Origin of the sequence: Streptomyces sp. ISL-100, from assembly GCF_018614615.1 — a bacterium.
GTDB lineage: Bacteria > Actinomycetota > Actinomycetes > Streptomycetales > Streptomycetaceae > Streptomyces.
Genome location: NZ_JAGGOK010000002.1, coordinates 38354 through 63406, shown reverse-complemented (window position 1 = coordinate 63406; position 25053 = coordinate 38354). Strand labels below are relative to the sequence as shown.

Annotated in this window: 24 protein-coding genes and 1 pseudogene; 10 read left to right on the top strand and 15 right to left on the bottom strand. The window is 70.5% G+C overall.

Annotation, left to right across the window (positions count from 1 at the left end; translation table 11 throughout):
• The first annotated feature begins 2 nt into the window (after positions 1-2).
• Entirely contained in the window at positions 3-422 is a 420-nt protein-coding gene (locus J7E89_RS00360) for a CBS domain-containing protein (RefSeq protein ID WP_214966814.1), read from the top strand.
• 498 nt (positions 423-920) lie between these two features.
• Here the strand turns inward: J7E89_RS00360 and J7E89_RS00355 are convergent, their stop codons facing one another.
• The 4 genes from J7E89_RS00355 to J7E89_RS00340 all read right to left on the bottom strand — a co-directional run bounded on the left by J7E89_RS00355 (position 921) and on the right by J7E89_RS00340 (position 4847).
• Positions 921-1097 (bottom strand): hypothetical protein, encoded by a 177-nt coding sequence (locus J7E89_RS00355; RefSeq protein ID WP_214966811.1) that lies wholly within the window; start codon positions 1095-1097, stop codon positions 921-923.
• Between the two features lie 86 nt (positions 1098-1183).
• Positions 1184-3304, bottom strand: a complete 2121-nt coding sequence (locus tag J7E89_RS00350) for a xanthine dehydrogenase family protein molybdopterin-binding subunit (protein WP_214966809.1) — start codon at positions 3302-3304, stop codon at positions 1184-1186.
• Positions 3305-3321: 17 nt separating this feature from the next.
• The gene (locus J7E89_RS00345) at positions 3322-4308 is read right to left on the bottom strand and encodes a xanthine dehydrogenase family protein subunit M (RefSeq protein WP_214966807.1); all 987 of its coding nucleotides are present in this window, start codon (positions 4306-4308) and stop codon (positions 3322-3324) included.
• Positions 4305-4847 (bottom strand): 2Fe-2S iron-sulfur cluster-binding protein, encoded by a 543-nt coding sequence (locus J7E89_RS00340; RefSeq protein ID WP_214966805.1) that lies wholly within the window; start codon positions 4845-4847, stop codon positions 4305-4307. Before J7E89_RS00340 ends, J7E89_RS00345 begins: the two co-directional genes overlap by 4 nt.
• A 102-nt stretch (positions 4848-4949) precedes the next feature.
• Here J7E89_RS00340 and J7E89_RS00335 point away from each other — a divergent pair, with 102 nt between their 5' ends.
• The 6 genes from J7E89_RS00335 (at position 4950) to J7E89_RS42260 (ending at position 8396) form a co-directional block, all read left to right on the top strand.
• The gene (locus J7E89_RS00335; RefSeq protein WP_214966803.1) at positions 4950-5321 is read left to right on the top strand and encodes a VOC family protein; all 372 of its coding nucleotides are present in this window, start codon (positions 4950-4952) and stop codon (positions 5319-5321) included.
• A gap of 9 nt (positions 5322-5330) precedes the next feature.
• Positions 5331-5513: a hypothetical protein gene (locus J7E89_RS00330; RefSeq protein WP_214966801.1), complete on the top strand. Its 183-nt coding sequence runs from the start codon at positions 5331-5333 to the stop codon at positions 5511-5513.
• A gap of 109 nt (positions 5514-5622) precedes the next feature.
• Positions 5623-5799, top strand: a complete 177-nt coding sequence (locus tag J7E89_RS00325; protein ID WP_214966799.1) for a CsbD family protein — start codon at positions 5623-5625, stop codon at positions 5797-5799.
• Positions 5800-5898: 99 nt separating this feature from the next.
• Positions 5899-6606 carry an HAD family hydrolase gene (locus tag J7E89_RS00320; protein WP_214966796.1) on the top strand — a complete coding sequence of 236 codons (708 nt, stop codon included), beginning with the start codon at positions 5899-5901 and terminating at the stop codon, positions 6604-6606.
• Between the two features lie 22 nt (positions 6607-6628).
• Positions 6629-7855 carry an aromatic acid exporter family protein gene (locus J7E89_RS00315; protein ID WP_308315279.1) on the top strand — a complete coding sequence of 409 codons (1227 nt, stop codon included), beginning with the start codon at positions 6629-6631 and terminating at the stop codon, positions 7853-7855.
• Between the two features lie 91 nt (positions 7856-7946).
• Positions 7947-8396, top strand: a complete 450-nt coding sequence (locus J7E89_RS42260) for an ATP-binding protein (RefSeq protein WP_251059880.1) — start codon at positions 7947-7949, stop codon at positions 8394-8396.
• Between the two features lie 13 nt (positions 8397-8409).
• Here the strand turns inward: J7E89_RS42260 and J7E89_RS00310 are convergent.
• From J7E89_RS00310 to J7E89_RS00285, 6 genes and pseudogenes are all read right to left on the bottom strand, one after another.
• A pseudogene (locus J7E89_RS00310) lies at positions 8410-9282 on the bottom strand (SigB/SigF/SigG family RNA polymerase sigma factor); the annotation flags it as partial.
• A gap of 109 nt (positions 9283-9391) precedes the next feature.
• Positions 9392-10429, bottom strand: coding sequence for an NAD-dependent epimerase/dehydratase family protein (locus tag J7E89_RS00305; RefSeq protein WP_214966794.1), 1038 nt, complete (start codon positions 10427-10429; stop codon positions 9392-9394).
• A 127-nt stretch (positions 10430-10556) separates the two neighbouring features.
• Complete coding sequence (locus J7E89_RS00300; protein WP_214966792.1) at positions 10557-12563, bottom strand: translation factor GTPase family protein; 2007 nt, start codon at positions 12561-12563, stop codon at positions 10557-10559.
• Between the two features lie 171 nt (positions 12564-12734).
• Complete coding sequence (locus J7E89_RS00295; protein ID WP_214966790.1) at positions 12735-13076, bottom strand: hypothetical protein; 342 nt, start codon at positions 13074-13076, stop codon at positions 12735-12737.
• Positions 13077-13111: 35 nt separating this feature from the next.
• Positions 13112-14839 carry a cytochrome c oxidase subunit I gene (gene ctaD, locus J7E89_RS00290; RefSeq protein WP_214967113.1) on the bottom strand — a complete coding sequence of 576 codons (1728 nt, stop codon included), beginning with the start codon at positions 14837-14839 and terminating at the stop codon, positions 13112-13114.
• Positions 14840-14990: 151 nt separating this feature from the next.
• Entirely contained in the window at positions 14991-16226 is a 1236-nt protein-coding gene (locus J7E89_RS00285) for a DUF6777 domain-containing protein (protein WP_214966788.1), read from the bottom strand.
• A gap of 153 nt (positions 16227-16379) precedes the next feature.
• Between J7E89_RS00285 and J7E89_RS00280 the strand changes: the two genes are divergently transcribed.
• A complete protein-coding gene (locus tag J7E89_RS00280) occupies positions 16380-17675 on the top strand; it encodes a streptophobe family protein (RefSeq protein WP_214966785.1) in 1296 nt (431 codons plus the stop codon).
• A 15-nt stretch (positions 17676-17690) separates the two neighbouring features.
• Here the strand turns inward: J7E89_RS00280 and J7E89_RS00275 are convergent, their stop codons facing one another.
• From J7E89_RS00275 to J7E89_RS00260, 4 genes are all read right to left on the bottom strand, one after another.
• Positions 17691-18698, bottom strand: a complete 1008-nt coding sequence (locus J7E89_RS00275) for a serine/threonine-protein kinase (RefSeq protein ID WP_214966783.1) — start codon at positions 18696-18698, stop codon at positions 17691-17693.
• A complete protein-coding gene (locus tag J7E89_RS41995; protein WP_308315278.1) occupies positions 18698-20053 on the bottom strand; it encodes a hypothetical protein in 1356 nt (451 codons plus the stop codon). The genes J7E89_RS00275 and J7E89_RS41995 overlap by 1 nt, the downstream gene beginning before the upstream one ends.
• 12 nt (positions 20054-20065) lie before the next feature.
• A complete protein-coding gene (locus J7E89_RS00265) occupies positions 20066-22414 on the bottom strand; it encodes an FHA domain-containing protein (protein ID WP_214966781.1) in 2349 nt (782 codons plus the stop codon).
• Between the two features lie 103 nt (positions 22415-22517).
• A complete protein-coding gene (locus tag J7E89_RS00260; protein ID WP_214966779.1) occupies positions 22518-23003 on the bottom strand; it encodes an SPW repeat protein in 486 nt (161 codons plus the stop codon).
• 120 nt (positions 23004-23123) lie between these two features.
• Here J7E89_RS00260 and J7E89_RS00255 point away from each other — a divergent pair, with 120 nt between their 5' ends.
• A complete protein-coding gene (locus J7E89_RS00255; RefSeq protein WP_214966777.1) occupies positions 23124-23849 on the top strand; it encodes a class I SAM-dependent methyltransferase in 726 nt (241 codons plus the stop codon).
• A gap of 19 nt (positions 23850-23868) precedes the next feature.
• Here the strand turns inward: J7E89_RS00255 and J7E89_RS00250 are convergent, their stop codons facing one another.
• Complete coding sequence (locus J7E89_RS00250; RefSeq protein WP_214966774.1) at positions 23869-24309, bottom strand: hypothetical protein; 441 nt, start codon at positions 24307-24309, stop codon at positions 23869-23871.
• Between the two features lie 423 nt (positions 24310-24732).
• Between J7E89_RS00250 and J7E89_RS00245 the strand changes: the two genes are divergently transcribed.
• On the top strand, positions 24733-24957 hold the full coding sequence (locus tag J7E89_RS00245; protein ID WP_214966772.1) for a type A2 lantipeptide: 225 nt from the start codon (positions 24733-24735) through the stop codon (positions 24955-24957).
• Positions 24958-25053 lie beyond the last annotated feature (96 nt).

Genomic DNA, 25053 nt, shown 5'->3' with positions numbered 1-25053 from the left:
CCATGGCGCAGCAAGTTCGCGAGATCATGACGAGCGCCCCCGTCACCGTCGGCGTGCTCACGGCAGTGAGCGAGGTCGCGCACCGGATGCGTGAGGAGAACATCGGCGCGGTACTGGTCGCCGAGGGCGACGAACTGCGCGGGCTGGTCACCGACCGGGATCTGGTGGTCCGCGTGCTCGCCGAAGGAAAGGACCCCGGCGAAACGACGGTGCGGGACGTCTGCAGCCCCGACCTCGTCACCGTCACACCCGACGACGAGGTGGACCGCGCCATTCGGCTGATGCGAGAGCATTCGCTGCGCCGACTGCCGGTGGTCGAAGGCAACACCGCCGTGGGCATCGTCTCCCTGGGCGACCTGGCCATCGAGCGCGACCCCGATTCGGCCCTCGGCGACGTGAGCGCCGCCTCACCCAATACGTGAGGCCGAACGGGTGGAACTTCGACGGGCCGGAGTGTCGCTGCCGGGACCGTCTGCCCAGCGGACGCAGGGTGGGCCTGTTAACTCAGTAAGCGCCCCCGAAGCGGAGTTGCTGAGCCGAGCCCCCGGACGCCACCGGGGGCTCTGGCTTGTCCGGACTCGGCCCGACTCACGTCACGTGACGGGCTCCGGATGCGGCACCGGCCCGGGCAGCGGGCCCGGCTGAGGCTTCGGCTCCGGCGGTGGGACCGGCGCGGGCGGGTCCGGTTCGGGCTGGGGCGGTGCCGGTGGCACCGGGTCGGGCCCGCCGGGTGCGGGCACGGGACCGGGCGAGGGCCCTGGCGCCGGCCCGGGACCCGGCGCGGGGGTCGGGTTGGGCGGAACGGGATCGTTTGGAGGTGTGCCCATGAGAGAACCCCAGAATCTGAAGGAATCCGTGCTCCCGGCGAGTGCCCCCGGCTGTATGCGACAAACGGATCCGGTCCGTCGACCGGCCCGGCGTCAGCGTCGGCGCCCCCGGGCCGACCACCCGGCGCCCACACCCGCCACATGCAGGGCGAGAAGGGCGAGCCCGGCGAGCATGAGGCTCGTCGGTCCGAAGACCGTTTCCGTCGACGTCTCGGTCGCGTGAATGATGAAGGCGATGACGAACACCACCGCCGCCGCGAATGCCAGCATCTGACTCTCCTGCCGCTTGACGGCGAGCCACGCCCAGTTCCGGTGGCTGCGCGCCGCTGACAGCCTTTTTCCCCGCGGTCTGCCGGTCATTCCCCGCCGGCCGAGGCCGACAGATGCGACAGCAGCTTGTCCGGCGTCAGGGGCAGCTCCCGCAGCCGCACTCCCGCGGCATGGTGCACGGCATTGCCGATGGCCGCCGCCGTGCCGACAATGCCGATCTCACCAATGCCCTTGCTGCCCATCGGGTTCAGGTGCGGATCGTCCTCGTCGACCCAGTGCGCCTCGATCGCCGGCACGTCCGCGCACGCGGGCACGTGGTACGAGGCCAGATCGTGTTCCGCGAAGTCCCCGAAGGCAAGGTCCATGGTGCTTTCCTCCGTCAGCGCCATGCCGATCCCCATGGCCATCCCGCCGATGAACTGCGAGCGTGCGGTACGTGGATTGAGGATGCGGCCGGCGGCGTAGACGCCGAGGAGGCGGCGTACACGGACCTCTCCCGTCACCGTGTCGACCTGCACTTCCGCGAAGTGGGCGCCGAACGCATGCCGCGCGTACGGAGATTCCTCCGCCTCCACCACCTCCTGCCCGGTGCTCTCCGCCGCGGTGACCCCCTCGGCCGGCAGGCCGCCGGGACGATCCCGCAGACGCTCGGCCAGGAGCACGCACGCTTTGTGTACGGACCAGCCCCACGACGCCGTCCCCGACGAACCGCCCGCGAGCGGAGCCACCGGCAGATCGCTGCTGCCGATCTCGACACGCACCGATTCCAGGGGCGCGCCCAGCACATCGGCGGCGATCTGCGCGAGCACGGTGCGGGCCCCGGTGCCGATGTCCGTGGCGTTGACCCGGATCAGGTACGTGCCGTCGGGGGCGGCGTGCGCGGTGGCGGTGGACGGGCTGACGAGCACGGGATAAGTGGCCGCTGCCACCCCGGTGCCGAGCAGCAGGTCACCCTCGCGGCGGATGCCGGGCCGTGGGTCGCGCCGCTCCCAGCCGAAGCGCCGCGCTCCCTCGCGCAGGCACTCGGTCAGGTGCCGGCTGCTGAAAGGGTTGCCGCTGTCGGGTTCGGTGTCCGGTTCGTTGCGCAGCCGCAGCTCCACGGGGTCCACCCCGGCGGCGATGGCGAGTTCGTCCATGGCCGACTCCAGGGCGTACATCCCGGACGCCTCGCCCGGAGCACGCATCCACGAGGGAGACGGCACGTCCAGCGCGGCCACCTGGTGGCTCGTGCGGCTGTGGGGCGAGGTGTACATGACGCGGGCCGGAACAGCCGCCTGCTCCACGAACTCCTTGACCGTCGACGTCTGCGTGACGACTTCGTGGGCGAGCGCGGTGATGACCCCGTCGGCGCCGGCGCCCAGCCGCACGCGCTGCACGGTGGGCGCGCGGTGGCCGACGACCGCCGCGAGCTGGCGGCGGGGGAGCGCCAGTTTGACCGGGCGCCCGGTGTGCCGCGCGGCCATGGCGGCCAGCACCACCTGCGGGCGGGGGGTGCCCTTGGAACCGAACCCGCCGCCGACATGCTCGGAGACGACGGTGACCTGCCGCTGCTCCAGCCCGAAGACCTGGACCAGGGCGTCCCGTACCCTGCCGGAGCCCTGACTGGAATCGTGCACGGTCAGATGCCCGTCGTCCCACCGGGCGGTGGAGGCATGCGGCTCCATGGGGTGGTTGTGCAGCGCGCTCATGGTGTACGTCGCGTCGATCCGGACGGCAGCCGCCGGATACGCCGCGTCGAAGTCGCCGCGTTCCCGGACGGAGGGGTTCTCGCCGTTCGCCGCCTCCGGCGTATAGAGACCCGGATGGCTGGTGGTCAGCCGTACGTCGTGCTCGTCGCTCTCGTACTCGACGCGCAGCGCCTCGGCGGCGGCACTGGCGTTCTCCAGGGTGTCGGCGACCACCAGCGCGACGTACCAGCCGCGGTGGGGGACACGGGCGTTCTGCAACACCGCGAGGATCGGGTCGTCCGGCTCCTTGAGGCGGGGCGCGTTCTCGTGGCTGAGTACGGCGAGCACGCCGGGCAGGGCCAGCACCTCGTCGGCGTGGACGGCGGTGACCCGGCCGCGCGCGACGGCGGCGGGCACGGGCCAGGCGTACGCGCAGCCCGGCGGGGTGTGCTCGGCCGCGTAGCGTGCGGCACCGGTGACCTTGTCACGGGCCTCTCTGCGGACGGCCGGTGTGCCCAGCGGGGTCTGTGCATGCGTCATGACGGGTTGTCACGTCCTCAGGTACGGGAAGCGAGCTCGGCCAGCACGCTGATGGCGAGGTTCCGGGCGAGCGGCACTTTGAAGCCGTTGTCGCGCAGCGGCTCGGCCGCGGCGAGTTCGGCGTCGGCCGCCCGGGCGTACGTCTCCTCGGTGGCGGGCGCCCCGCGCAGCACCTCTTCGGCGGCGCGGGCACGCCAGGGCCGGTGCGCGAGCCCGCCGAAGGCGAGGGCGGCGTCCCGGACGACGCCTCCCTCGACCCGCAGAACGGCGGCGACGGAGGCGAGAGCGAAGGCGTACGACGCGCGGTCGCGAGCCTTGCGGTAGGCGCACTGCGTCCCGGGCACGACGGGAGGCAGGGTCACGCCGGTGATCAGTTCGCCCGTACGGATGACGGTGTCCTGATCGGGTCGGTCGCCGGGTAGCCGGTAGAAGTCCGTGACGGCGACGGTGCGTGCGCCCTGCGGGCCGCGCAGGTGGACGGCGGCGTCGAGGGCGGCCAGTGCGACGGCCATGTCGGAGGGGTTGGTGGCCACGCAGTGCGCGGAGTGGCCGAGCACCGCGAGATCGCGGTGGACGCCTTCGCGGGCGGGGCATCCGGTGCCGGGGGCCCGCTTGTTGCAGGGTTTGGAGGTGTCCTGGAAGTACGGGCAGCGGGTGCGCTGGAGCAGGTTTCCGCCGGTCGTCGCCGTGTTGCGCAGCTGTGCGGAGGCGCCGGAGAGCAGGGCCTGCGACAGGGCGGCGTAGCGCGTACGCACCGTCGGATGGGCGGCCAGATCGCTGTTGCGTACGGTCGCGCCGATGCGCAGCCCGCCGTCGGGCGTCTCGTCGATGCCGTCCAGCGGCAGGCGGCTGACGTCGATGAGGAGGTCCGGCGTCGCGACCCCGAGTTTCATCAGGTCGACGAGGTTGGTGCCGCCGCCGAGGTACTGCGCGCCGGGATGGCCGGCGAAGGCGCCGACAGCCTCCTCGGCGCTTTCGGCCCGGAAGTACGCGAAAGGCTTCATGACGCCGCCTCCCCGATCGCGTCCACGATGTTCGGATAGGCGCCGCAGCGGCAGATGTTGCCGCTCATGCGTTCCCGGATCTCGTCCGGGGTGAGAGCGGCGGGAGTGCCTGGAGAGTGCCGGTAGGAGGTGACGTACGAGGGGTGTCCTTCGGCGGCTTCGGCCAGCATCCCGACGGCCGAACAGATCTGGCCCGGCGTGCAGTAGCCGCACTGCAGGGCGTCCCGCGCGACGAACGCCTCCTGGACCGGATGAAGCCGCTCTCCGTCGGCGAGGCCTTCGACAGTGGTGATGTGCGCGCCGTTGTGGGCGGCGGCGAGCAGCAGGCAGCTGTTGGCGCGCCGGCCGTCGACGATCACGGTGCACGCACCGCACTGGCCGTGGTCGCACCCTTTTTTCGCGCCGGTGAGGTCGAGGTGCTCGCGAAGGGCGTCCAGGACGGTCGTCCGGTGGTCGAGCGACAGCGTGTGGGGGGTGCCGTTGATGTGAAGGGTGAGGACAGAGCTGTGTGCGTTCTCCTGCTGGCTGGTTGGCTCCACTACCCCTTCCTATCAAAATGTTGCGGTTTGCGCGGCTCGGTTCAGTCGGTCCTGGAGGGGTACTGGGGTGAGACGCGAAGCCCGAGCAAGAAGGAGGCCGGCATGGCCATCGCGAAGTACTGCCTCGTGGCCGTGGACTGTCCGGATCCGCAGGCACTCGCCGGTTTCTACGCCGCGGTGCTGGGCGGCGACGTGAAGAAGGACAGCGAGGACTGGTACGACCTGTACGTACCGGGCGGGGCGCGTATCGCCTTCCAGCGCGCGCCGGGGTTCCGGCCGCCGGAATGGCCGCGTGCCGACGAGAACTCGCAGCAGATGCATCTGGACTTCGACGTACCGGACATTGAGACGGCGCAGGCGCAGGTGCTCGCTCTTGGCGCCACCCCGCTCGACGTGGACGACGAGGGCGGGCAGCGCGGCTTTCGCGTGTACGCCGATCCGGCCGGCCACCCCTTCTGCCTCTGCCGCGCATAGGGAGGACCCATGAACGACCCGCGGACGCAAGACCCGGAAGAGTCCGGCAAGCCCGTGCCGAGGGACCTGCCCGACCAGCAGGCGCTGGACGGCGAGGACCCGGCGGACGAGGCCGGCACCGGCACCCGGGACGGACGCGAGCACGCGACCGACGCCGAGCAGGGGTCGGTACCGGACGAGCCGCCCGGCTGAAGGGGAGGGACGTAACGGGGCATTCCCCGGATTGCAGGCAGGCGGTGGCCGACGCAAGGTGGATGAGCCAAGTCCAGTCACGTCTGATCTCTGTGGAAGGAACACCCTCGTGAGCAAGGCAAAGGCGAAGGCGAAGCAGGTCAAGGGCAAGATGAAGGAAGCCGCGGGCAAGGCCGCCGACGACGGCCAGATGCAGGCGGAAGGCCGCGGTGAGCAGCTGAGGGGCAAGGCCCAGGAAACGGTCGAGAGGACCGGCGAGCGGGCCAAGAAATCGCCCAACAAGTGACCCAGCTGCTGAACAGGTACTGAAAACGGGCTGCGCCGCTCCGGCTGCGCGGCCCGTTCGGTTTGCCGGGCATGTGCCGGGCAAGGGAGGAACGGCGACATGGACCGCGCGGCCGTCTTCGATGTCGACGGAACGCTCGTCGACACCAACCATCTGCATGTGACGTCCTGGTGGGAGGCGTTCCGCCAGGCCGGGCACGACGTCGTGATGCACGACATCCACCGGGCCGTCGGCCTGTCGGGGCACGACCTCATCGCCCATCTGCTCGGAGACGGACGCGATACGAGCCAGGACGACACGATCAACGCCGCGCACAAGACCCTGTACGCCACCTACTCGGACCGGCTGCCCGCCCTGCCGCAGGCCGGCCGGCTGCTGCGGACCCTCGCCGGGCAGGGCTGGAGCGTCATCCTCGCCACTTCGGCGAGCGGTGCGGAACTCGACGCCCTGCGCCGTGCGATCGACGCCGATGACGCCATCACCGCCACCGCGAGCGCCGAGGACGTCGGCGAGGGCAAGCCGGCTCCGGAGCCGGTTCAGCGGGCACTGGAGCTGGCCGGTGTGCCTGCGGACCGCGCGCTGTTCGTCGGCGACACGGTGTGGGACATGGAGGCCGCCACCCGGGCGGGCGTACTGAGCGTGGCACTGCGATGCGGCGGCATTCCGCAGCGCGACCTCGAGGACGCGGGCGCGGCAGCGGTCTACCAGGACCCCGCGGACCTGCTCGATCAGCTCGACGACAGCCCGGTCGGTCTGCTGAAGACACGGTTGGACGGCGCCCATCCGGGAACGCGTGCGCCGTCGTAGACACCGGCCGGCGGAGGCGTCAGTGGCAGACAGCGAGGATGAGCGCCGGTCGCGTACCCGTGGTGCCGCACTCGGCCGTATGGGGCGGTGGCTGTCCTGGGAGGCGTCGGCGATCGGGCGCTCCGCCCGCCGCGCGCTCGCGAGTCCCGGCCCCGAGCGCGACGTAGTCACCCAGTCCCTGAAGGCGGCAGGCGCCGCGGCCGCGGCCTGGGCGCTGACCGGCTGGTGGTGGCAGGCGCCGATGGCACTGATGGCCCCCTGGACGGCGGTCGTACTCGTACAGAGCACTGTCTACCGGTCGCTGCGGTCCGGGGTGCAGCAGCTCATCGTCATCGCCCTGGGCACCGTACTGGCGGCGGGAGCGGCCAATGTAACCGGCAGCACCATGACCGCCATGCTGCTGGTGCTGCCCGTTACCGTCCTGCTCGGCAACTACGCGCGCTTCGGTGAGCACGGCCTGTACGCGCCGACCACCGCGCTCTTCGTGCTGGCGTACGGGTCGCACTCGGGCTTCGACGTCCTGCACCGGCTCTTCGAGTCGGCCATCGGCGCGGTCATCGGGATCGCGGTGAACGCGCTGATCCTTCCGCCGGTCCACCTGCGCAGCGTCCGGGAGTCCCTGCGCCGGCTGCCCTCGGAAAGCGCGGAACTCCTGCACACCATTGCCGACGGCCTGCGGGAGGGGTACGGGCAACAGCAGGCGGAAGCCTGGCACGACCGGGCGCGGCGGGTCACGGCCGTACTCGGGGACCTGCGCGACGCACGGCTGTGGACCCGCGAGAGCTACCGCCTGAACCCGGGCAGCCGGTTGCGCCGTACCGGCCCGGCACTGCCCACCACCGAGTGGGATCACGCCTGGGAACGGATCGCCGACCCGCTCGTGGCCCTCACACGCACCCTCGCCAGTACGGTCAGCGAGACGCCCAAGCTGAGGCCGCTGCCCGAACCGGTCCTGGCGCACCTGTCGGATCTCCTGCGGGCGGCGGGCGATGTGTGTGCGGCCGACCGGGCTGTCCTCGAAGAACGGGGCGGGAGTGGGAGTGCGCGGGAGGAACGGGCGCTCGCGCTGGAGGCCGCCTGGGCCGCGCACGGGCGGCTGAAGCGGCAACTGCTGGAGCAGGACAGCGAGACGGCCACGTCGCTGGGGGGCCTGGTCGCGGAGTCCCAGCAACTCCTTTACGAGCTCGCGCCGGTGGAGGGCGACGTCCGCGCGTCCCGCGACGGGGGCAGTGGGCAAAACCGGGGGTAAAACCAGACTTTTGGGGCACCCGGTGGCCAAAGGCTCAAAGAAACCAAGACACCAAGACATCAAGACCTCAACCAAGACCAGGGGGTGCGTCATGGTCCTGAGTGACGTCCTCCAGTCGCGGGGCCAGACGCGTCGCCTGACCCTGTGCGGCACCGAGGACGTTGTGGGTCGCTGCCGCGACTTCAGCCGGGAGGCGCTGGCCGACTGGCAGTGGATTCCCGCCGGCAGCGAAGAGGAGCGGGCGGTCGTCGACGATGTGCTTCTGCTGGTGTCCGAACTGGTCACCAACGCCTGTCTGCACGCCGGAGGGCCGCGGGAGTTCGTACTGAACTGCACAGCCGACCGGCTGCGCATCGAGGTCACCGACGGCAGCCCCGAGCATCCGAAGCCCCGGCCGTCGGGCGTGGCCGTGCCCGGCGGGCATGGCCTGATCGTGCTGCGGTGCCTCGCCCGGAGCTGGGGCTCGCTGCCTCGGGGCGGCGGCAAGACGGTGTGGGTGGAGGTGGCGGCCCCACGTGGCTCGGGGCGGCGGGGGGCGTAGCGGGCCGGCCGTCGTCCTCCGCGAGAAGCGCGTCGCGCAGTGTTGTCAGGATGCGGGTGAGCAGCCGGGACACCTGCATCTGGGAGATGCCCATCCGCTCGCCGATCTCCCGCTGTGTCAGCTCCTCCACGAACCGCATGGTGAGGATCCTCCGGTCCCGTTCGGGAAGGGCGGTCATCAGGGGCTTCAATGCCACAACACACTCGACGGTGTCGTACGCGCGGACCTCCTGACCGAGGCAGCACTGCGCGAAGCCGACAGGAGCGTCCTCGAACACCGCGTCGAGGGAGCGGGCGTTGTAGCCGTTCGCCGCCCGCCGGCCTTCACGGACCTCGCCCTCGTCCACGCCCAGGTGGGCGGCCAGCTCGGCGGCTGTGGGCTCCCGGCCCAGCCCCTGCTCCAGGATGTCGGACGCGCGCGCGATATCGATCCGGAGTTCCTGGAGCCGGCGCGGTACCCGGACGTCCCAGCTGTTGTCGCGGAAGAAGCGCTTGATCTCGCCCTCGATCGTCGGCAGCGCGAAGGAGGGGAACTCCACCTCGCGCCCGACGTCGAAACGGTTGATGGCCTTGATCAGCCCGATGGTGCCCACCTGGACGATGTCTTCCATGGGCTGGTTCCGGTTGCGGAACCGCGACGCGGCGTACTTCACCAGGCTGAGGTTGATCTCGACCAGGGTGTTGCGGACGTACGCGTACTCGGGTGTCCCCTCCTTCAGTGCCGCCAGGCGCTCGAACAAGGAGTCGGAGAGGGTGCGCGCGTCCTGCGTGCCGAGAGTGTGCGCATCCGGAATGTCCGGGAGATCGGCCAGCCCCGGGGGGCGGGAGCCGGATGCTGTGGAATCGGAGTCGGAGTCGGGTTCACGGGTACGCAGGCGGCTGGACATGAGGCTCCTTCGACGCGCTGGGGGAACCGTCGTACGAGCGTCCTGCCGACATCTTACCCAAATGGGCGTTTTGGTGCTCTTTGTCGTTCAGCTGTCGCCTGGCTGTCGTCTAGCTCGCCTTGCGGCCCGCGAGCGGCGCCGTCTCCTCGCCGCTCCCCTTGCGTACGCCGTCCAGGAACTCCCGGATCGCGTCGGTGGACGTACGCAGCGGCTGCCAGTCGAGCTCCCGGCGCGCCCGGGACGAGTCGAGGACGGGCAGGCGCAGCACCGCGTCGAACAGGTGCGGCGACGCCGGCGCGAGGTGAGCACTCCAGGCCGCCGCCAGCGCGGCGCGGACCACTCCCGTGGGCACCCGCACCACCTTCGCCTCCAGCAGTTCACCCAGTACCCGCGCGTCGACGACCGGGTCGGCGGCCAGATTGAACGCTCCCCCGACTTCGCGCAGTACGGCCTGCCGGTAGGCCTCGGCGGCGTCGTCGGTGTGCAGCGCCTGGAGGACGAGTCCCTTCAGGTCGGGGACCCAGGGCAGCAGGTCGGGCCGTACCAAGGGGCCCGGGAGGAAACGTCCGGCGAAGATACGCCGCTGCTCGCTCGCCGACGTCTCCTTGAACAGGAACGCGGGACGCATGCGTACGACGCGGACGTTCGGGTGCTCGTACTCGAAGGTGTCCAGCACCCGTTCGAGGTAGGCCTTCTCGCGGCAGTACGCGGCGTCCGGCCAGCCGTGGGTGGGCCAGGACTCGTCGACGCCCGGGGCCTCCTTCGGCCCGGGCGCGTACGCGCCGACCGACGAGGCGTGCACCAGAGCGGGCACTCCGGCGACCGCGACCGCCTTGAAGACCCTGATGGACCCGAGGACGTTCGTCTGCCAGGTGACCACCGGGTCGTGGGTCGGCTGGAAGCGCCAGGCGAGATGGACCACGGCATCGGCGCCGGCGAAGTGACCGGCGAGCCCGTCGCCGTTCTCTTCCTCGCCCAGGTCCACGGCGGCCCATTCGGCCCGCGGAACGGTCAGCTCGGGCACCCTGCGCGCGAGGCCCAGGATGGAGCCGACCTGTGGATCGTCCGCGAGTGCGCGCACCACGCTGGTGCCGACATTTCCGGTGGCTCCTGTGACGACCACCCGCAGCCCTGTTGTCTCGTTCATGAGGCACTCCGTGACGTTGCTCGTCGTTGCCGTGCTCCGGACCAGGTGGACCTAGCGGACCCCCTTCGGGTCCCCAGAACAGATCGGGTGAAACGAGGCGGCCGCGATGCCGGTCCGGGGCGGCCGGTCACACGCCCTCCCGCCGTCCGCCCGTTCTCCGTACGACCTTGAGCAGGTATTCCTTGCGGTTGAGCGGGTCGTAGTCCGTCCGGGGACGGACCGGGACCGGGCCCCGGACCGGCTCGTAGTGGTCGAAGGCGCATTCCAGGACGCCCTCGCCGCGTGTCAGCGACGGCAGCCGCTGATCGAGCTCGTGCATGCGAGCCGCCGGAATGTCCCCCTCCAGCAGGCATGACGAGCCCCGCATCTCCTGTGTGCGCGGAGCGGCCCGCAGCCGCGCCAGCACCGGCAGGATCGCTCCGAGCCCGTCTGCCGGTACGTCGAGGCGAAAGCGGTGCATCGGCTCGTGCACCAGGGTTCCGGCCTGCCGCAGCGCGCTCATCAGGACCAGCGGTGTCAGGTTGCGGAAGTCGGCGGTGGTACTCGACATGCTCTTGTCGAAAACGGCGTGGGAGTGGCTCTGCCGCGGCCAGTAACCGCAATGCGTCATGGTGACCACGCAGTCGGTGACCTGCCAGCCGTGGAGGCCCTGCCCGAGTGTCTGACTCACGGTGTCCTCGACCGCCTTGAAGAACGAGAACGGCATGGACCCCAGCTCGACCTCCAGCCGGAATTCCACGCCTGCGCCGGCCGGCGCCGGGTCGACACGCAGCCCGACCGTCGCCAGGAACGGATTGGGATCCTTGTCGATGATCTCGAAGGCCGCACCGCTGCCGACCGGCCGTTCCACGCAGATGGTCGTCGTCTCGCGGAACGTGACGTCCAGGCCGAAGTCGTCCGCCAGCGTCGCCTGGATGACCTCCTTCTGCACCTCGCCGTAGAGCGAGACGAAAACGTCCTGCCGGATGTCGTCCTGCCGCAGGTTGATCAGCGGATCCTGCTCGGCGAACTGCGCGAGCGCGAGGTGCAACGCGCCCTTGTCCGCCGGACGGCAGGGAACCACGACTGTTTCCAGCGTCGGCGGAGCGAAGTGGTGACGCGTCGACTTGTCCGGCGATACGCCGATCCAGTCGCCGATCCGGACTTCGCCGAGCCCCCGGAGCTTTCCGATCTGCCCGGCCGAGACCGACGCCGCGCGGACGGCGGAGCCGCGGTCGAACACGCTGATCGCGGTCACCTTGCCCTCTTGACCCTGGCCGAACCGCAGCCGTTCCCGCGTCCGCACCGTTCCCGAGAACATGCGGACGAACGCGGTCTTCTCTCCGGCGGGCCCGCGCTCGACCTTGAACACGGTGCCCGAGACCGGTCCTTCGGCATCGCCTTCGGCAGCGGGCAGCAGTTCCCTGACGCCGGCGATCAGTGACTCCACGCCCGCCCCCGTGATCGCCGAGCCGAAGAACACCGGATGTACCAGCCCCTGCTTGGTCTGCGCCGCCAGTTCGCCCCGCAGCCCGCGGTACGAAACCGCCGCCTCGTCGTCGACGTACGCGGCCAGGAACGCGTCGTTGTGCTCGGCCAGCAGATCGACCAGCCGGGTGGTGAAGCCGGTGTCAGTGGCGGTGAACGGCGTCTGGAAGGCGCCACGCGTGCCTTGCCCGCCGACCGACCCCAGGGCGACGGCCGACGGGGTCAGCTTCCCGGAAATGCTCCGCAGTACGCCTTCGTGATCGGCGCCACGGCGGTCGATCTTGTTCACGAAGACGATCGTGGGGATCCGCAGCCGCTGGAGCGTACGCATCAGCAACCGGGTTTGCGCCTGCACGCCCTCCACGGCGGAGACGACCAGCACAGCGCTGTCGAGCACGCTCAGGACCCGTTCCACCTCGGCGATGAAATCCGGGTGGCCCGGCGTATCAATGAGATTGACCGTGACGTCATCAATGACGAACGACACGACGGCGGATTTGATGGTGATGCCGCGTTGCCGTTCCAAAGCCAGGGAATCGGTCTGGGTACTTCCGGCGTCGACGCTGCCGATTTCGTCGACCACCCCGGCGGCGTGGAGCAGCCGCTCCGTCAGGCTCGTCTTACCGGCGTCTACATGCGCCAGAATTCCCAGGTTCAACGTGTGCACGAAGTGTCATGTCCTCTGAATGGGTGGTGATTCCTTTCCGGGTGGACATGAACGTTCCGCGCATTTCGGCTCCTTGGGCAATCGACTGGTGTGCGGCAGTACAACAGGCCGCGTTCTCGGGCCGCAACGGATTTTTACGTCGTACGGGCGCACGGCGGGGCATCTGAGGCATTACCGGATGAGCAGGGTGAGGGCGGCGCACGCCCCGCTCGCCGCACCGGCGCACACGACGGACACGGTCACGCAACGCGTCTTGAGCTGACGGTAGCGCTCTGTGTACTCGGCGCGCAGCGTGGTGCCGCGGGCCGAGACGCGAACCAGCATGGCGCGGGAGGCGGCCAGCCGCTCGGCCGTGTAGACCCGTTCGACGTCCTCGCGCTGCGCGGTGGTCAGCCACGGCAACTGCTCGGTGAAGCGGTCGGCATGGCGGCGCGCTTCCGCCACCTCTGCGCTCCACAGGAGGTAGCCCTCCAGTTGAGCCAGACCGCGGTCGCTCTCCATTTCGGGCTCCACGCTTCTCGCTCCTCCCTTCGTACCCGGACGGCGTCCTAACCCTGTTTGTCTCCCGGCGCCACTGTCACGGAAGCGTCGGGGCGGTTGTGAGCCTGGTCGATGGCGGCGATCAGAGGGTGGTGCAGGTCGAACGCCGGGGACTCGGAACGGATCCGGGGGAGCGTGACGAAGTTGTGGCGAGGCGGGGGGCAGGAGGTCGCCCACTCCAGCGAACGGCCGTAGCCCCAGGGGTCGTCGACCTTGATCGGCTCGCCGTACTTCGCGGTCTTCCAGACGTTGTAGAAGAACGGCAGCAGCGACATACCCAGCAGGAACGAGCTGAGCGACGAGATGGTGTTGAGAGCGGTGAAGCCGTCGGCGGCGAGGTAGTCCGCGTAACGGCGCGGCATGCCCTCGGCACCGAGCCAGTGCTGCACCAGGAACGTGCCGTGGAAGCCCACGAACAGTGTCCAGAAGGTGATCTTGCCCAGCCGCTCGTCCAGCATCTTGCCGGTGAACTTCGGCCACCAGAAGTGGAATCCGGCGAACATCGCGAAGACCACGGTGCCGAACACGACGTAATGGAAGTGCGCGACGACGAAGTACGAGTCGGTCACGTGGAAGTCCAGCGGCGGCGACGCCAGGATGATGCCGGTCAGACCGCCGAAGAGGAACGTGACGAGGAAGCCGGTCGCCCAGAGCATGGGCGTCTCGAAGCTGAGCAAGCCCTTCCACATGGTGCCGATCCAGTTGAAGAACTTCACCCCGGTCGGCACCGCGATCAGGAACGTCATGAACGAGAAGAACGGCAACAGCACCGCGCCCGTCGGGAACATGTGGTGCGCCCACACGGTCGCCGAGAGGCCGGCGATCGCGATGGTCGCGCCCACCAGGCCGATGTAACCGAAGATCGGCTTGCGGCTGAAGACCGGGATGATCTCGGTGACGATGCCGAAGAACGGCAGCGCGATGATGTACACCTCCGGGTGGCCGAAGAACCAGAAGAGGTGCTGCCACAGAAGCGATCCGCCAATGGCCGGGTCGAAGATGTGCGCTCCGAACTTGCGGTCCGCCTCCAGCGCGAGGAGAGCCGCGGCCAGCACCGGGAACGCGAGCAGGACCAGTACACCGGTCAGCAGGATGTTCCAGGTGAAGATCGGCATCCGGAACATCGTCATGCCGGGCGCGCGCATGCAGATGATCGTGGTGATGAAGTTGACCGAACCAAGGATCGTGCCGAAGCCGGAGAAGGCCAGACCCATGATCCACAGGTCGGCGCCGACGCCCGGCGAATGAACCGAGTCGTTCAGGGGGGAGTAGGCGAACCACCCGAAGTCCGGCGTGCCGTCCGGGGTGAGCAGGCCGCCCACCGCGATGGTCGAGCCGAAGAGGTACAGCCAGTACGCGAACATGTTCAGCCGCGGGAACGCCACGTCGGGCGCGCCGATCTGCAGCGGCATGATCCAGTTCGCGAAACCGGCGAACAGCGGCGTCGCGAACATCAGCAGCATGATCGTGCCGTGCATCGTGAACGCCTGGTTGAACTGCTCGTTCGACATGATCTGCGTGCCGGGACGGGCGAGTTCGGCGCGCATGAGCAGCGCCATGACCCCGCCGATGACGAAGAAGATGAACGACGTGGTCAGGTACAGCGAACCGATCGTCTTGTGGTCGGTGGTGGTCAGCCACTTGATGACGACGCTGCCCCGCCGGTGGGGGTGGACCGGAAGCTCGTCCTCGTAGCTCTCTTCTGGCTCCGGGCCGGCCGGTCCTGCGGTGTCCATCGTCGTCATTGCGACGTTCCTCCGGTCGACAATCGCGTGCGGCGGCCCGTCGGGCTCCTGCCCGGGAGCCAATCAGGCGCGCGGCGCGGATGTGCGACCGGCGGCTGGCACGTCGTCAATTTCACCCGTAGGGCCCCGGGCGCCGAAACCGTCAGGCGGGACCGGGCAGGGCGGAGCCGGTTCCCCCGGAGACCGGAGAGTCGGGACCCGGCGGCTCGGGCGCCGGGGACTCCGGCGCGGGCGACTCGGGGGCGGGGGACTCGGGGGCCGGCTCGGAGGTGGGCGGTTCGGGCGAAGGCGGCTCCTCCGTCGGCGGCTCCGACGCGGGGGACTCGGTCGACGGTGACTCGGTCGACGGTGACGACTCGTCCGGGGAAGGTGACGGGGAATCCGTCTCCTTGGCGGGCGGCGCGGTCTTCTTGTCCTTGCTGCCCGTGTCGCCCGTGTCGCGGGCGAACCAGTCCTCACTCTCCGGGTCGAACAGGACGAACTCGTCCACCGCCTTCGGCGCGGGCTGCACCGTCACGACGTTCGTGGGCCGGTACGCGGGCCACGGGTTGCCCATCCGCTTGGCCGTGCCCTCGATGCGGACCGGCGGCAGCAGCGGATTGCCGCACGCGCAGCGCACCCGCGGCACGCCGCGGTCGTCCACGAGAACGGCCGTGCCGGCCTGCAGTACGGCCTGATAGGGCGTGGCGGCGCCGTTCCGGTAGCCGTGGTTGGTGACCCGGGTGTCCATCCGCAACTGCACGGGAGTCAGCGACCGCAGATACGCGGGTACGCCGGTGGGCGCGATGTCCAGGACGGACGCGAACGCCTTGTTCTTGTCCTGCTGGGAGGTGAGTGCGGAGATCTGCTTCTCCACGTTGCAGCTGGCGACGTTCCGGGTCCCCCCGTACACACCGGGATCCGATCCCTCCACCGCCCGGGTGACGTTGGTCTGTGTCGGCGATACGGTCGGCCGCACGCTCGGCGGCGTGGTCGGCGGCTGTGACGCCGAGGTCTTGCGCGCTGTCGACTCGGTGTACGGATCGGGCCCGGACGAGCCCGCGGCCTCCAGGAAGACCTCGCCGCCCGCGACCGATCCGCTGTCGGGGCGCGTCAGGACGACGGTGACCACCACCGCGGCGACCAGGAGGGCGGCGATGGTCGCGACCCGCGGTACCGACCGCCACCAGGCGCGGCCCGGTCCCTCGGGTCCGCCCGTACCGCCCGTGCCGCCGGGGCCACCCGGGCCGCCGCCGCTCGGGGGGCCGGAAGGTGTTTCGGGCGGGGGCGGCGGACCCGGCTGGCTCGGTTGACCGGGCTGACCAGGTCGAGAAGGGCCCGAGAGCGGGCCGGAGGGGGGTCCTTTGGGGCGGCCGGACGGCGGCGGTTGGGCACTCACGGGCATTCTTCCCAACGTAGGGATTGGTCCCAGTTCGTAATCTTCTTACCACTCTGAGTGTCTATTGTGTGTCTTGTACTCGTACGGCCCGCAAGCCGGCGCAGTCGGCCCTCCCCGGCGGCGGACTGCCCGTCCCGTGCTTAGCGTGGCAGCGTGAGCCAGCAGGAGATCAGCGACCAAAAAGGCGCGACGCGCGCCGCACACCTCTGGCGTGACGCCCTTGTGGCGGCGCTCGCCGGCCTGGCGGCCATGGCCGTCACGGCGGCCCTCGGCCTGTGGGCCGCGGGCGCGACCGACCTGCCGGGTGGCGGGTTCTGGCGCGTCGTCGCGGCCGTCGTCGTGATGGCGGTCGGCGGTTCCGTCGACATCTCCGGAGGCGCCGGGGCGATCGCGGAGGCGCGAGCCGACCTGTCGGCGCTGCCGCTCTCGGTGACCCTCGCCGGGGCCCTGGTGACCGCCACCTGCTTCCTGCGGCCGCTGCGGCACCGGGCGGTCGCCAGTACCCGCGAACTCGCCGGACGAGCCGCCCGGTTGGCGGCCCTGTGGGCAGTCGCGCTCATCCTTGTCTCGCTGCTCGCGCGGCACACGTTCCGGATCCCGCTGGGGGATCCGACGGACGGTCTCCTCGACGACTTGCTGGACGACGCCGCACCGGAGGTCGGGTTCCGGACCGATATCCCCCTCACCCTCGTGTTCGGACTGCTGTGGCTGGCGGGCCTTCTCATCCTCGCCCTCCTCGTGTCGCGCCGGGCCCCGCTCCCCGCCCGCCTGGTGCGCTTCCAGGAGCCCGTACGCCCGGCCGCCTTCGCCGTGGTGGCGCTGCTGCTCTCGTACGTCGCGCTGGCGCTGGTCATCGCGCTCGTCGTCGTGGTGACGCACGGCCACCGCGCGGAGACGTTCGCCGTGATCCTCCTCGGACTGCCGAACCTCGCCTGGCTCGCCCTCACCGTGGGCATGGGCGCGTCCTGGGAGGGAAAGGTGGAGGGGCCCTTCGGGCTGCCGATGCCGCGCGTGCTGGACGAGGTGCTCCGTACGCGAGACATCTCCACCCTCAATCTCGGTACGCTCACCGAGCACGACGGACGGGCCTGGTGGCTGCTGGTCGCCGCCGTGGTCCTGGTGCCGGCCGCCGCGTTCCTCATGGTGGTCCGCTCACCCGCACGCGTGCGGCCCTGGCAGCACGCCGTACACATGGCCGTCGGCCTCACCCTCACGGTGCTGATGATCTGTCTGGTCGCCAGGCTCTCCGCGCACTACGGCCTGTCACTGCTGGGCATCGGAGATTTCCTGGACCTCGGCAGCGCCCTCGGGGGAGAGGTCTTGCTGCGGCCGCGACTGTGGACGGCGCTCGGCCTCGCGGTGCTGTGGGGGCTGCTGGCGGGCCTCCTGGGCAGCGGTCTCGCCGCCAGGGTGCACCGGCGGGGCGAGGTCGAGCCCAAGGCCTCCTGAGCCCTGCGCCGTCGTTTACCGGACGTACCCGCGGAAGACCGGTAGCGCCCAACGGGGCGGCGAGGGCGGCATTCGGGGCGTGGCGGACCGGCCGCCGAGGTGCGGGTCCGCGTGCGGTGGCGGACGGTCCTGCGGCCCGATGGCCGCCGCCGCGGCGCGCAGCGCGGCCACGAACTGCAGGCAGGAGCCGTACCGGTCGTCCGGGCTCTTGGCGAGCGCCTTCGCCAGTACGCCGTCGACCGCGGCCGGGAGGTCGGGGCGCTGCCCGGTCAGGGGCGGCGGCGGGTCGAACTGGTGGGCCCACAGCAGAGCCATGTCGTCGTCACGCTGGAAGGGCGGAGTCCCGGCCATGGTCTCGTGTACGACGCAGGCGAGGCTGTACACGTCACATCTGCCGTCCACCGGGCGTCCCGAAATCTGCTCCGGCGCCACGTAGTCGAGCGTGCCGACGAACTGGCCGACGGTGGTGAAGCCGGTCAGCGACAGCGACTTCTTCGTCAGGCCGAAGTCCGTCAGGTACACGTGCTCCGGGTGATCGCTGTCCGTGCCCTCCGCGACCAGGATGTTGCCGGGTTTCACGTCCCGGTGCACGAGGTCGTGGTCGTGGGCGGCGTCCAGCGCGGATGCCACCTGCGCGGCGATCCTGGTCGCGGTCGCCAGGGGCAGCGGCCCCTGCCGGTCGAGGAGGTGGCGCAGGTCCTGACCGGCGACGAAGCGCATGGCGATGTAGAGCACGCCGTCGGTCTCGCCGGCCTCGAACACCGGCACGATGTGCGGGTGGTCGATCGCGGCGGCCACCCTCGACTCGTGGGTGAACCGCCGGCGGAAGGTGTCGTTGCGCGCGAGTTCGGGCGCGAGCAGTTTGAGGGCGACCGTACGGTCCAGGCGCAGGTCTTTGGCGCGGTAGACCACGGCCATGCCGCCGCGGCCGATCTCGCTCTCCACGAGGTAATCGGCGATCTGGCTGCCGAGCAGCTCGGACGGCCTTCCGGCCATGCCGGATTCGCGCGGGGCGCGGGCCATTACCCGTCACCGGGCCGGGTGGGCGGATGCGGCGCTGCGCGCTCGCCGGGCTCAACAACCCGCGTCGGCTCGCCGCCACGGGCATCGTCGCCGCGGCCCTCGTCCGAACGCGCCGACCCGCCGTCCACGACCCGCGTGGGTTCGGGCGCCGCTGTGGGGCCGTTGTCCGACGGTTCGCCCGGGTCGTCGGCGACGACGCGCGTGGAGTCCGGTGGTGCTGCGCGGCCGTTGTGCGGCAATTCGCTCGGTTCGGCGGTGACGACGCGCGTCGGCTCGCCGCCACTTGCGTCGTCACCGCCGGCGTCGGCCGCATGCGCAGGCCGGCCACTGACCACCCGAGCGGGGTCGGGCGGCGCCGGTTCGCCGCTGCCCGGCGGTCCGTTGGGGGCGTCGGCTACGACCCGCGTGGGCTCCGGTGGTGTCGAGCTGCCGTTGTCCGGCGGTCGGTTCGGGTCGTCGGCGACGACGCGCGTGGGTTCCCGTGGTGTTGAGCTGCCGTTGTCCGGCGGTCGGTTCGGGTCGTCGGCGGCGACGCGCGTGGGTTCCCGTGGTGTTGAGCTGCCGTTGTCCGGCGGTCGGTTCGGGTCGTCAGCGACGACGCGTGTGGGGTCAGATGCTGCTGCGCGGCCGTTGTGGGGCGGTCCGTTCGGGGCGCGGCCGACGGCCTGTGTGGGGGCCGGTGGTGGTGCGTGGTCGTTGGTCGGTGGGGTGACGACCTGCGTGGGGTCCGGTGGGGTTGCTCGGGAGGCGTCCGGGGCGGCGGAGGCGACCACTTGGGTCGGTTCCGGTCCCGCCGCCGGGGGCTCCGGAGGGTCGGCGGGGGGACGGGCGGCCACCTGGGTCGGTTCGCGGGGCGGGGGGCCGCTATTGCCCGGGGACGACGAGGTCGCGTACGTGATGAGGTGCGTGCCGTCGCAGTACACCCACCGCTCGTGCTCCGCGTCGTACAGCCACACCGACTCGCCCTCGACCACCACCCCCACCCGCAGCCCCGGCGTGCGGCGCCGGAACCCCTCGCCGTCCGTGCGGCCCGCCGTCAGGTCCTCCACCGCTCGCCGGTACTGGCTCAGGGACTCCTCCACGCGGGCCAGCAGTGGCCGTGGGTCCGCCGTACGGGCGCCGGGTTGGCCGGCAACCGGAGGATCCTGCGGTACGGACACGAGCAGGCGGCCGTCGACCCACGCGGACCAGCCGTTGGCGCAGAGGATCTGCCCCCAGTCGCCGCGCCGGCCGATCAGCTGGACCGGAAGCAGCGGATCGAGCGGTTCGGTGGGACGGGACACGTCCGGCGCCTCCCAGGCGGGCAGTCCGCCCTGGGGGACGACATGCGTGGGACGGAAGTCGGGAGTCGTCATGGCGCCCCGTTCCTACTTCCGCATGATGGCGGGCTCGTGCCGCCGCAGCAGCTTCGCGACGGCGTACGCGAAGACGGCCGAGAGCACCACCAGCATCGCCAGGTTGAGCAGCCACACCCCCACGGAGTGCGCGAACAGCGGGTCCGCCGTCAGGTCGCCCGGAACGATCCGGCCCAGCCCGATGGTCCCGGCCATCGCTCCCAGCGCCCACCGGGACGGGACCAGCCACGCCAGCTGCTCGACCCCGGCGACGCCGTCCAGTTTCAGCAGCGCGCCGCAGAACACCACCTGGACGATGGCCAGGAGGACGAGCAGCGGCATAGTGACCTCCTCCTTGCGCACCAGCGCGGAAACGAGGAGACCGAGCATCATCGCCGTGAAGGACAGCATCGCCACTGCCACCGTGATTTCCGCCAGTGGCGGCATGAGCACCCCTTCGCCGCCCGGGGCGTTCAGGTCCACGCCGACCAGCGCCACCAGGGTCAGGACGACGGCCTGGAGGACCGTGATGGTGCCCAGCACCACCACCTTGGACATCAGGTACGCCGATCTGGAGAGCCCGACCGCGCGCTCCCGCTGGTAGATCACCCGTTCCTTGACCAGCTCACGCACCGCGTTGGCGGCGCCGGTCAGCACGCCGCCCACACAGAGGATGAGCAGGGCGTTCATCGCGGTTTCCTGCGTCAGTCGCGAGCCGGCCAGGGCGCGTGCCATCGCGCCCATGACGAATGGCAGGGCGATCATGATCGCCAGGAAGGTCCGGTCGGCGCTCAGCGCGGCCGCGTACCGCCGCACCAGCGTCCTCAGCTGCGCACCCCAGCTCCGGGGCCGCGCCGGTGGCGCGACAGCTTCCGGCGCCGAGGCCTGCGGCAGGAGCGGCTGCGCGGTGGCGTTCGCGACGTACTGCCGGTGGAAGGGGGAGCCTAGGTACTGCCCCGCCCAGTCGCGCTCGCGGTCGTTCTCGAAGGCCTCGAACGCCTCCGGCCACTGCTCGAACCCGAAGAAGGCGAGTGCGTCCTCCGGCGGCCCGTAGTAGGCGATCTTCCCGCCCGGCGCCAGCATCAGCAGCCGGTCGCACACATCCAGGCTCAGCACGCTGTGCGTGACGACGATGACCGTACGGCCGTCGTCGGCGAGGCCGCGCAGCATGTGCATGACCGAGCGGTCCATGCCGGGGTCGAGCCCGGAGGTCGGCTCGTCGAGGAAGAGGAGCGACGGCTTCGTCATCAGTTCCAGCGCCACGCTGACCCGCTTGCGCTGGCCGCCGGACAGGCTGTGGATCGGCTGGGAGGCGCGCTGCTCAAGGCCCAGCTCGCGGATGACCTCGGCCACCCGCTCCCGCCGTTCGCTCTTCGCGGTGTCCTCGGGGAAGCGCAGCTCGGCGGCGTAGCCGAGAGCCCGGCGCACGGTCAGCTGCGAGTGCAGGATGTCGTCCTGCGGTACGAGACCGATGCGCTGACGCAGCTCGGCGTAGTCCCGGTACAGGTCGCGGCCGTCGTACAGGACCGTGCCATGGTCGGCGGGCCGCAGCCCGGTCAGCGCGTTGAGGAGGGTGGACTTGCCCGCTCCGCTCGGCCCCACGACCGCGAGCAGGCACTTCTCGCCGACGGGGAAGGACACGTGGTCGAGGAGCGTCTTGCGGCCCTTGTCGACGGACACCGCCAGGTCCTGTACGTCGAGCGAGACCTCGCCGGTGTCGACGAACTCCTGCAGTGTGTCGCCGACCAGGCAGAACGCGGAGTGCCCGATGCCGACGATGTCACCGGGGGAGACCCGGGCGACGGTGACGGGCTGGCCGTTGAGGAAGGTCCCGTTGTGGCTGCCTAGGTCGGCGATCTCGTACGTACCGTCGGGATGCGCCCGCAGCTCGGCGTGTCGGCGGGAGACGATCAGGTCGTCGACGACGAGGTCGTTGTCGGTGGCGCGGCCGATGCGTACGGTCCGGGCCGGCAGCGGCCGTACGGTGGTCGGCTGCCGGAAGGTGCCGGTCGCCGACGGCATCGAGACGGCCGACGGGCGCTCGGGCGCGGAGGGCGCGGGCCCGTATCCCAGGAGAACCGCGCGGGGCCCGTCGGCGGGGCTTCCGAAGCGGATGACCGTGCCGGGGCCGACATCCCACTCGTGGATCCGTCTGCCCTCGGCGTACGTGCCGTTGGTGCTGTGCTCGTCCTCCAGCGTCCAGTGGTCCGCCTCGGGACGCAGCACCGCGTGATGCCACGACACGCGCGCGTCGTCGATGACGATGTCACTCGTGGGGTCGCGCCCGACGTGGTAGTCCCGGCTCGGGCTGATCAGCGTGGAGCCCGCCTCAGTTTCGAGGACGAGCTCGGGCGGAGTCGGCGCGACAGGCGGCTTTCCCATGTTCGAATTCTATCTTTTGGTCCTGATTTCTGCCCGGCCGGACGGGTTGGGCCCCGGCCGTGTACCGGCCGGGGCCCAGGTGGTGGGTTCGGGCTGTCGGGCATCAGCCCACCGGGCCGACGTCCGGGGACCGGCGGCCGCGGCCGCGGCCACGGGCGACGCCGGTGCGGTCGGAGGCGCCGGTGTTCATGGCCGCCATGGCCAGGCCGAGCAGCAGGGCCACGCATCCGACGATCACATTGCTGACGATGCTGCGAGTGGTGTCGACATTGCCTGACACGACCCATGGAGCGACGATCGTCCATGCGCCGATGGCGGTGGCGGCCCATGCCATGGCGTGAGTCCGCTCGTACGCCGAGCCGAACCCGCCCATACACAGGGCGTAGGCAACACCGGTGATCAGGTTGCAGACGGCCAGGGTGGTGAGGCCGTTGAACCCGACAATCCACGGAGACGCCGCGAGGAACACACCCGTCAGGACGGCAAGTGTCTCGATCGCCTGAGCGCGGGGAGTGGTGGTCGCCCGCTCGAACCGGGAACGCATCTCGGCGACGTCGGGGTGCTGCTCAATGCTGGGATGAGTGGTCATGACCGGCTGCCTCCCATAGAAGCCTTTATCCAGCCTTTACCCCCATATATAATGCTTAATCGCCCATTCTGGTCAACGGGTCGGGGGGCTGGGATTGGGGCCCTGGCTACTCTGGGGTCCGTGTTCACCTCCCAGGGACCCACCTTCCGCGAACTGACCGTGCAGGCTCTCTCCTCCATCGAACGGGGCTACGACCTGCTGGCCCCGAAGTTCGACCACACCCCCTTCCGCACCCCCGACCGGTTCCTGGACGCGGTCGCCGGCGCCCTGGACCCGCTCGGCCCCTTCGACGCGGGGCTCGACGTCTGCTGCGGCACGGGGGCGGGGACGCGCATGCTGCGCCCGCTGTGCCGGGAGCGCGTCACCGGGGTCGACTTCAGCGCCGGGATGCTGGCCGCCGCCCGGGAAGCGTCCGACGACGGGGAAACACCTGCTGTGGAGTGGGCGCGGGCCGACGCCCGCGCCCTGCCGTTCCGTCGGGAATTCGATCTGGCGGTGAGCTTCGGGGCGTTCGGGCACTTCCTGCCCGCCGAGCGGCCCGTGCTGTTCGCGGGAGTCCACCGGGCGCTGCGGCCCGGCGGGCTCTTCGCCTTCCCCATCGGCGCGCCGCAGCCCATCGGTTCGCGGCTGTACTGGACGCTGCTCGGCTTCGACGCCGTCATGCGCGTACGCAACGCGCTGTGGCGGCCGCGATTCGTCATGTACTACCGGACGTTCCCGCTGAGTGGCGTGCGGGACGACCTGGTCAGGGCCGGATTCACGGTGCGGCTGCAGCCCCTGGAGGAGTTCGGCCGCCGCAGCGACGGGAGCCCCAACTGCCGCCTGGTGGTGGCCCGGAAGGCGTGACCGGGCCAGGGGTGGCAGCTCAGTAGCCCTTGGACGGCCGGCTCGGGTCGGCCTGCTGGACCCGCTCCGCGAAGTTCGACCCGGACCGGTTGACGCCGTATCTCGCGCGTACGTAGTTGATCGTGGCGCACATGCAGGCCACCACGTCGTAGGGCGTGGTGGCGGTGCCCTCCTGGTGGTGCTCGGCGAAGGTCGGCGGGATGCACTGCGTGGCGCCGCGCGAGCAGTTCTGCGGTTGCCCGTCGGCCACGACCGGGCCGTGCGCGTTGGAATCGGTGGTGTTCACCCGCCAGCGCGGGTGGTTGGACGCGGACTCGCGCAGCGCGATGGTGGCCAGCGCGGGCACGCCGTACTCCGGGTCCATGCCGGTCAGTTCACAGGCCCGCTGCGCGTACGTACGCATGGCGGACTCGCCGGATTCGTCGTCAGGATCCTGATAGGTGACTTCAGTCAGCTCCATGCTGGTTTCCTACCCATGTCGCTGATGACCTAGGCAGACCCCATATGGCGAAGTGGCATTGTGTAATGGCCGTGTTACACCAGCGAATCTCCACATCGAATACGCACGCGGCACACCATCTCCCAATTGGCCTGGCAGTGCTGACCTGCGGATACGCCCCTCTGAACGGGAATGTCCCATTCGGTGTCACCGGAGCCGCCGGGCCTTCGCTATTCACGTCGGGCGATCCCGTGAAGATGCTGTCACCAAGTCATGAACGGACGTGCACGCCACGGTAATTCCGTGCGGGGATGGGCACGGTCGGGCAATGACTTGATTGGCTGTCCAACGCGCATACGTGCTTTGATCCTTCGCACTGAGGGCCTATCCGTCAGGTTCGGTCCCGGTTATTTCGAAATATCCACGCGAAGGGAAACTCGCATCATGAACTTCTCCCAGGTAGCGACCCAGGAAATCTCCGACAACGACCTGGACAACGTGTCCGGCGGCCTCCTCGGCGGCGTGGTCGGCAACGCCACCGGCGTCCTGAACTCCGTCGTCCCCGTCTCGGGCATCGCGGGCTCCGCCATCGGCACCGTCGAGGGCGTCACCGGCCTCAACACGGGCGCTGTCACGGGCCTCGCCACCGCCACGGTCGCCGGCGTCTGATCCCCTCCTGTGCCGGTGAGCGGCACGGGACATCAGAGGTGACTTACGGCCCGTCGGCCGCCCCTCCTTGTCGACAGGCCCGGTCGTACGCCCCCG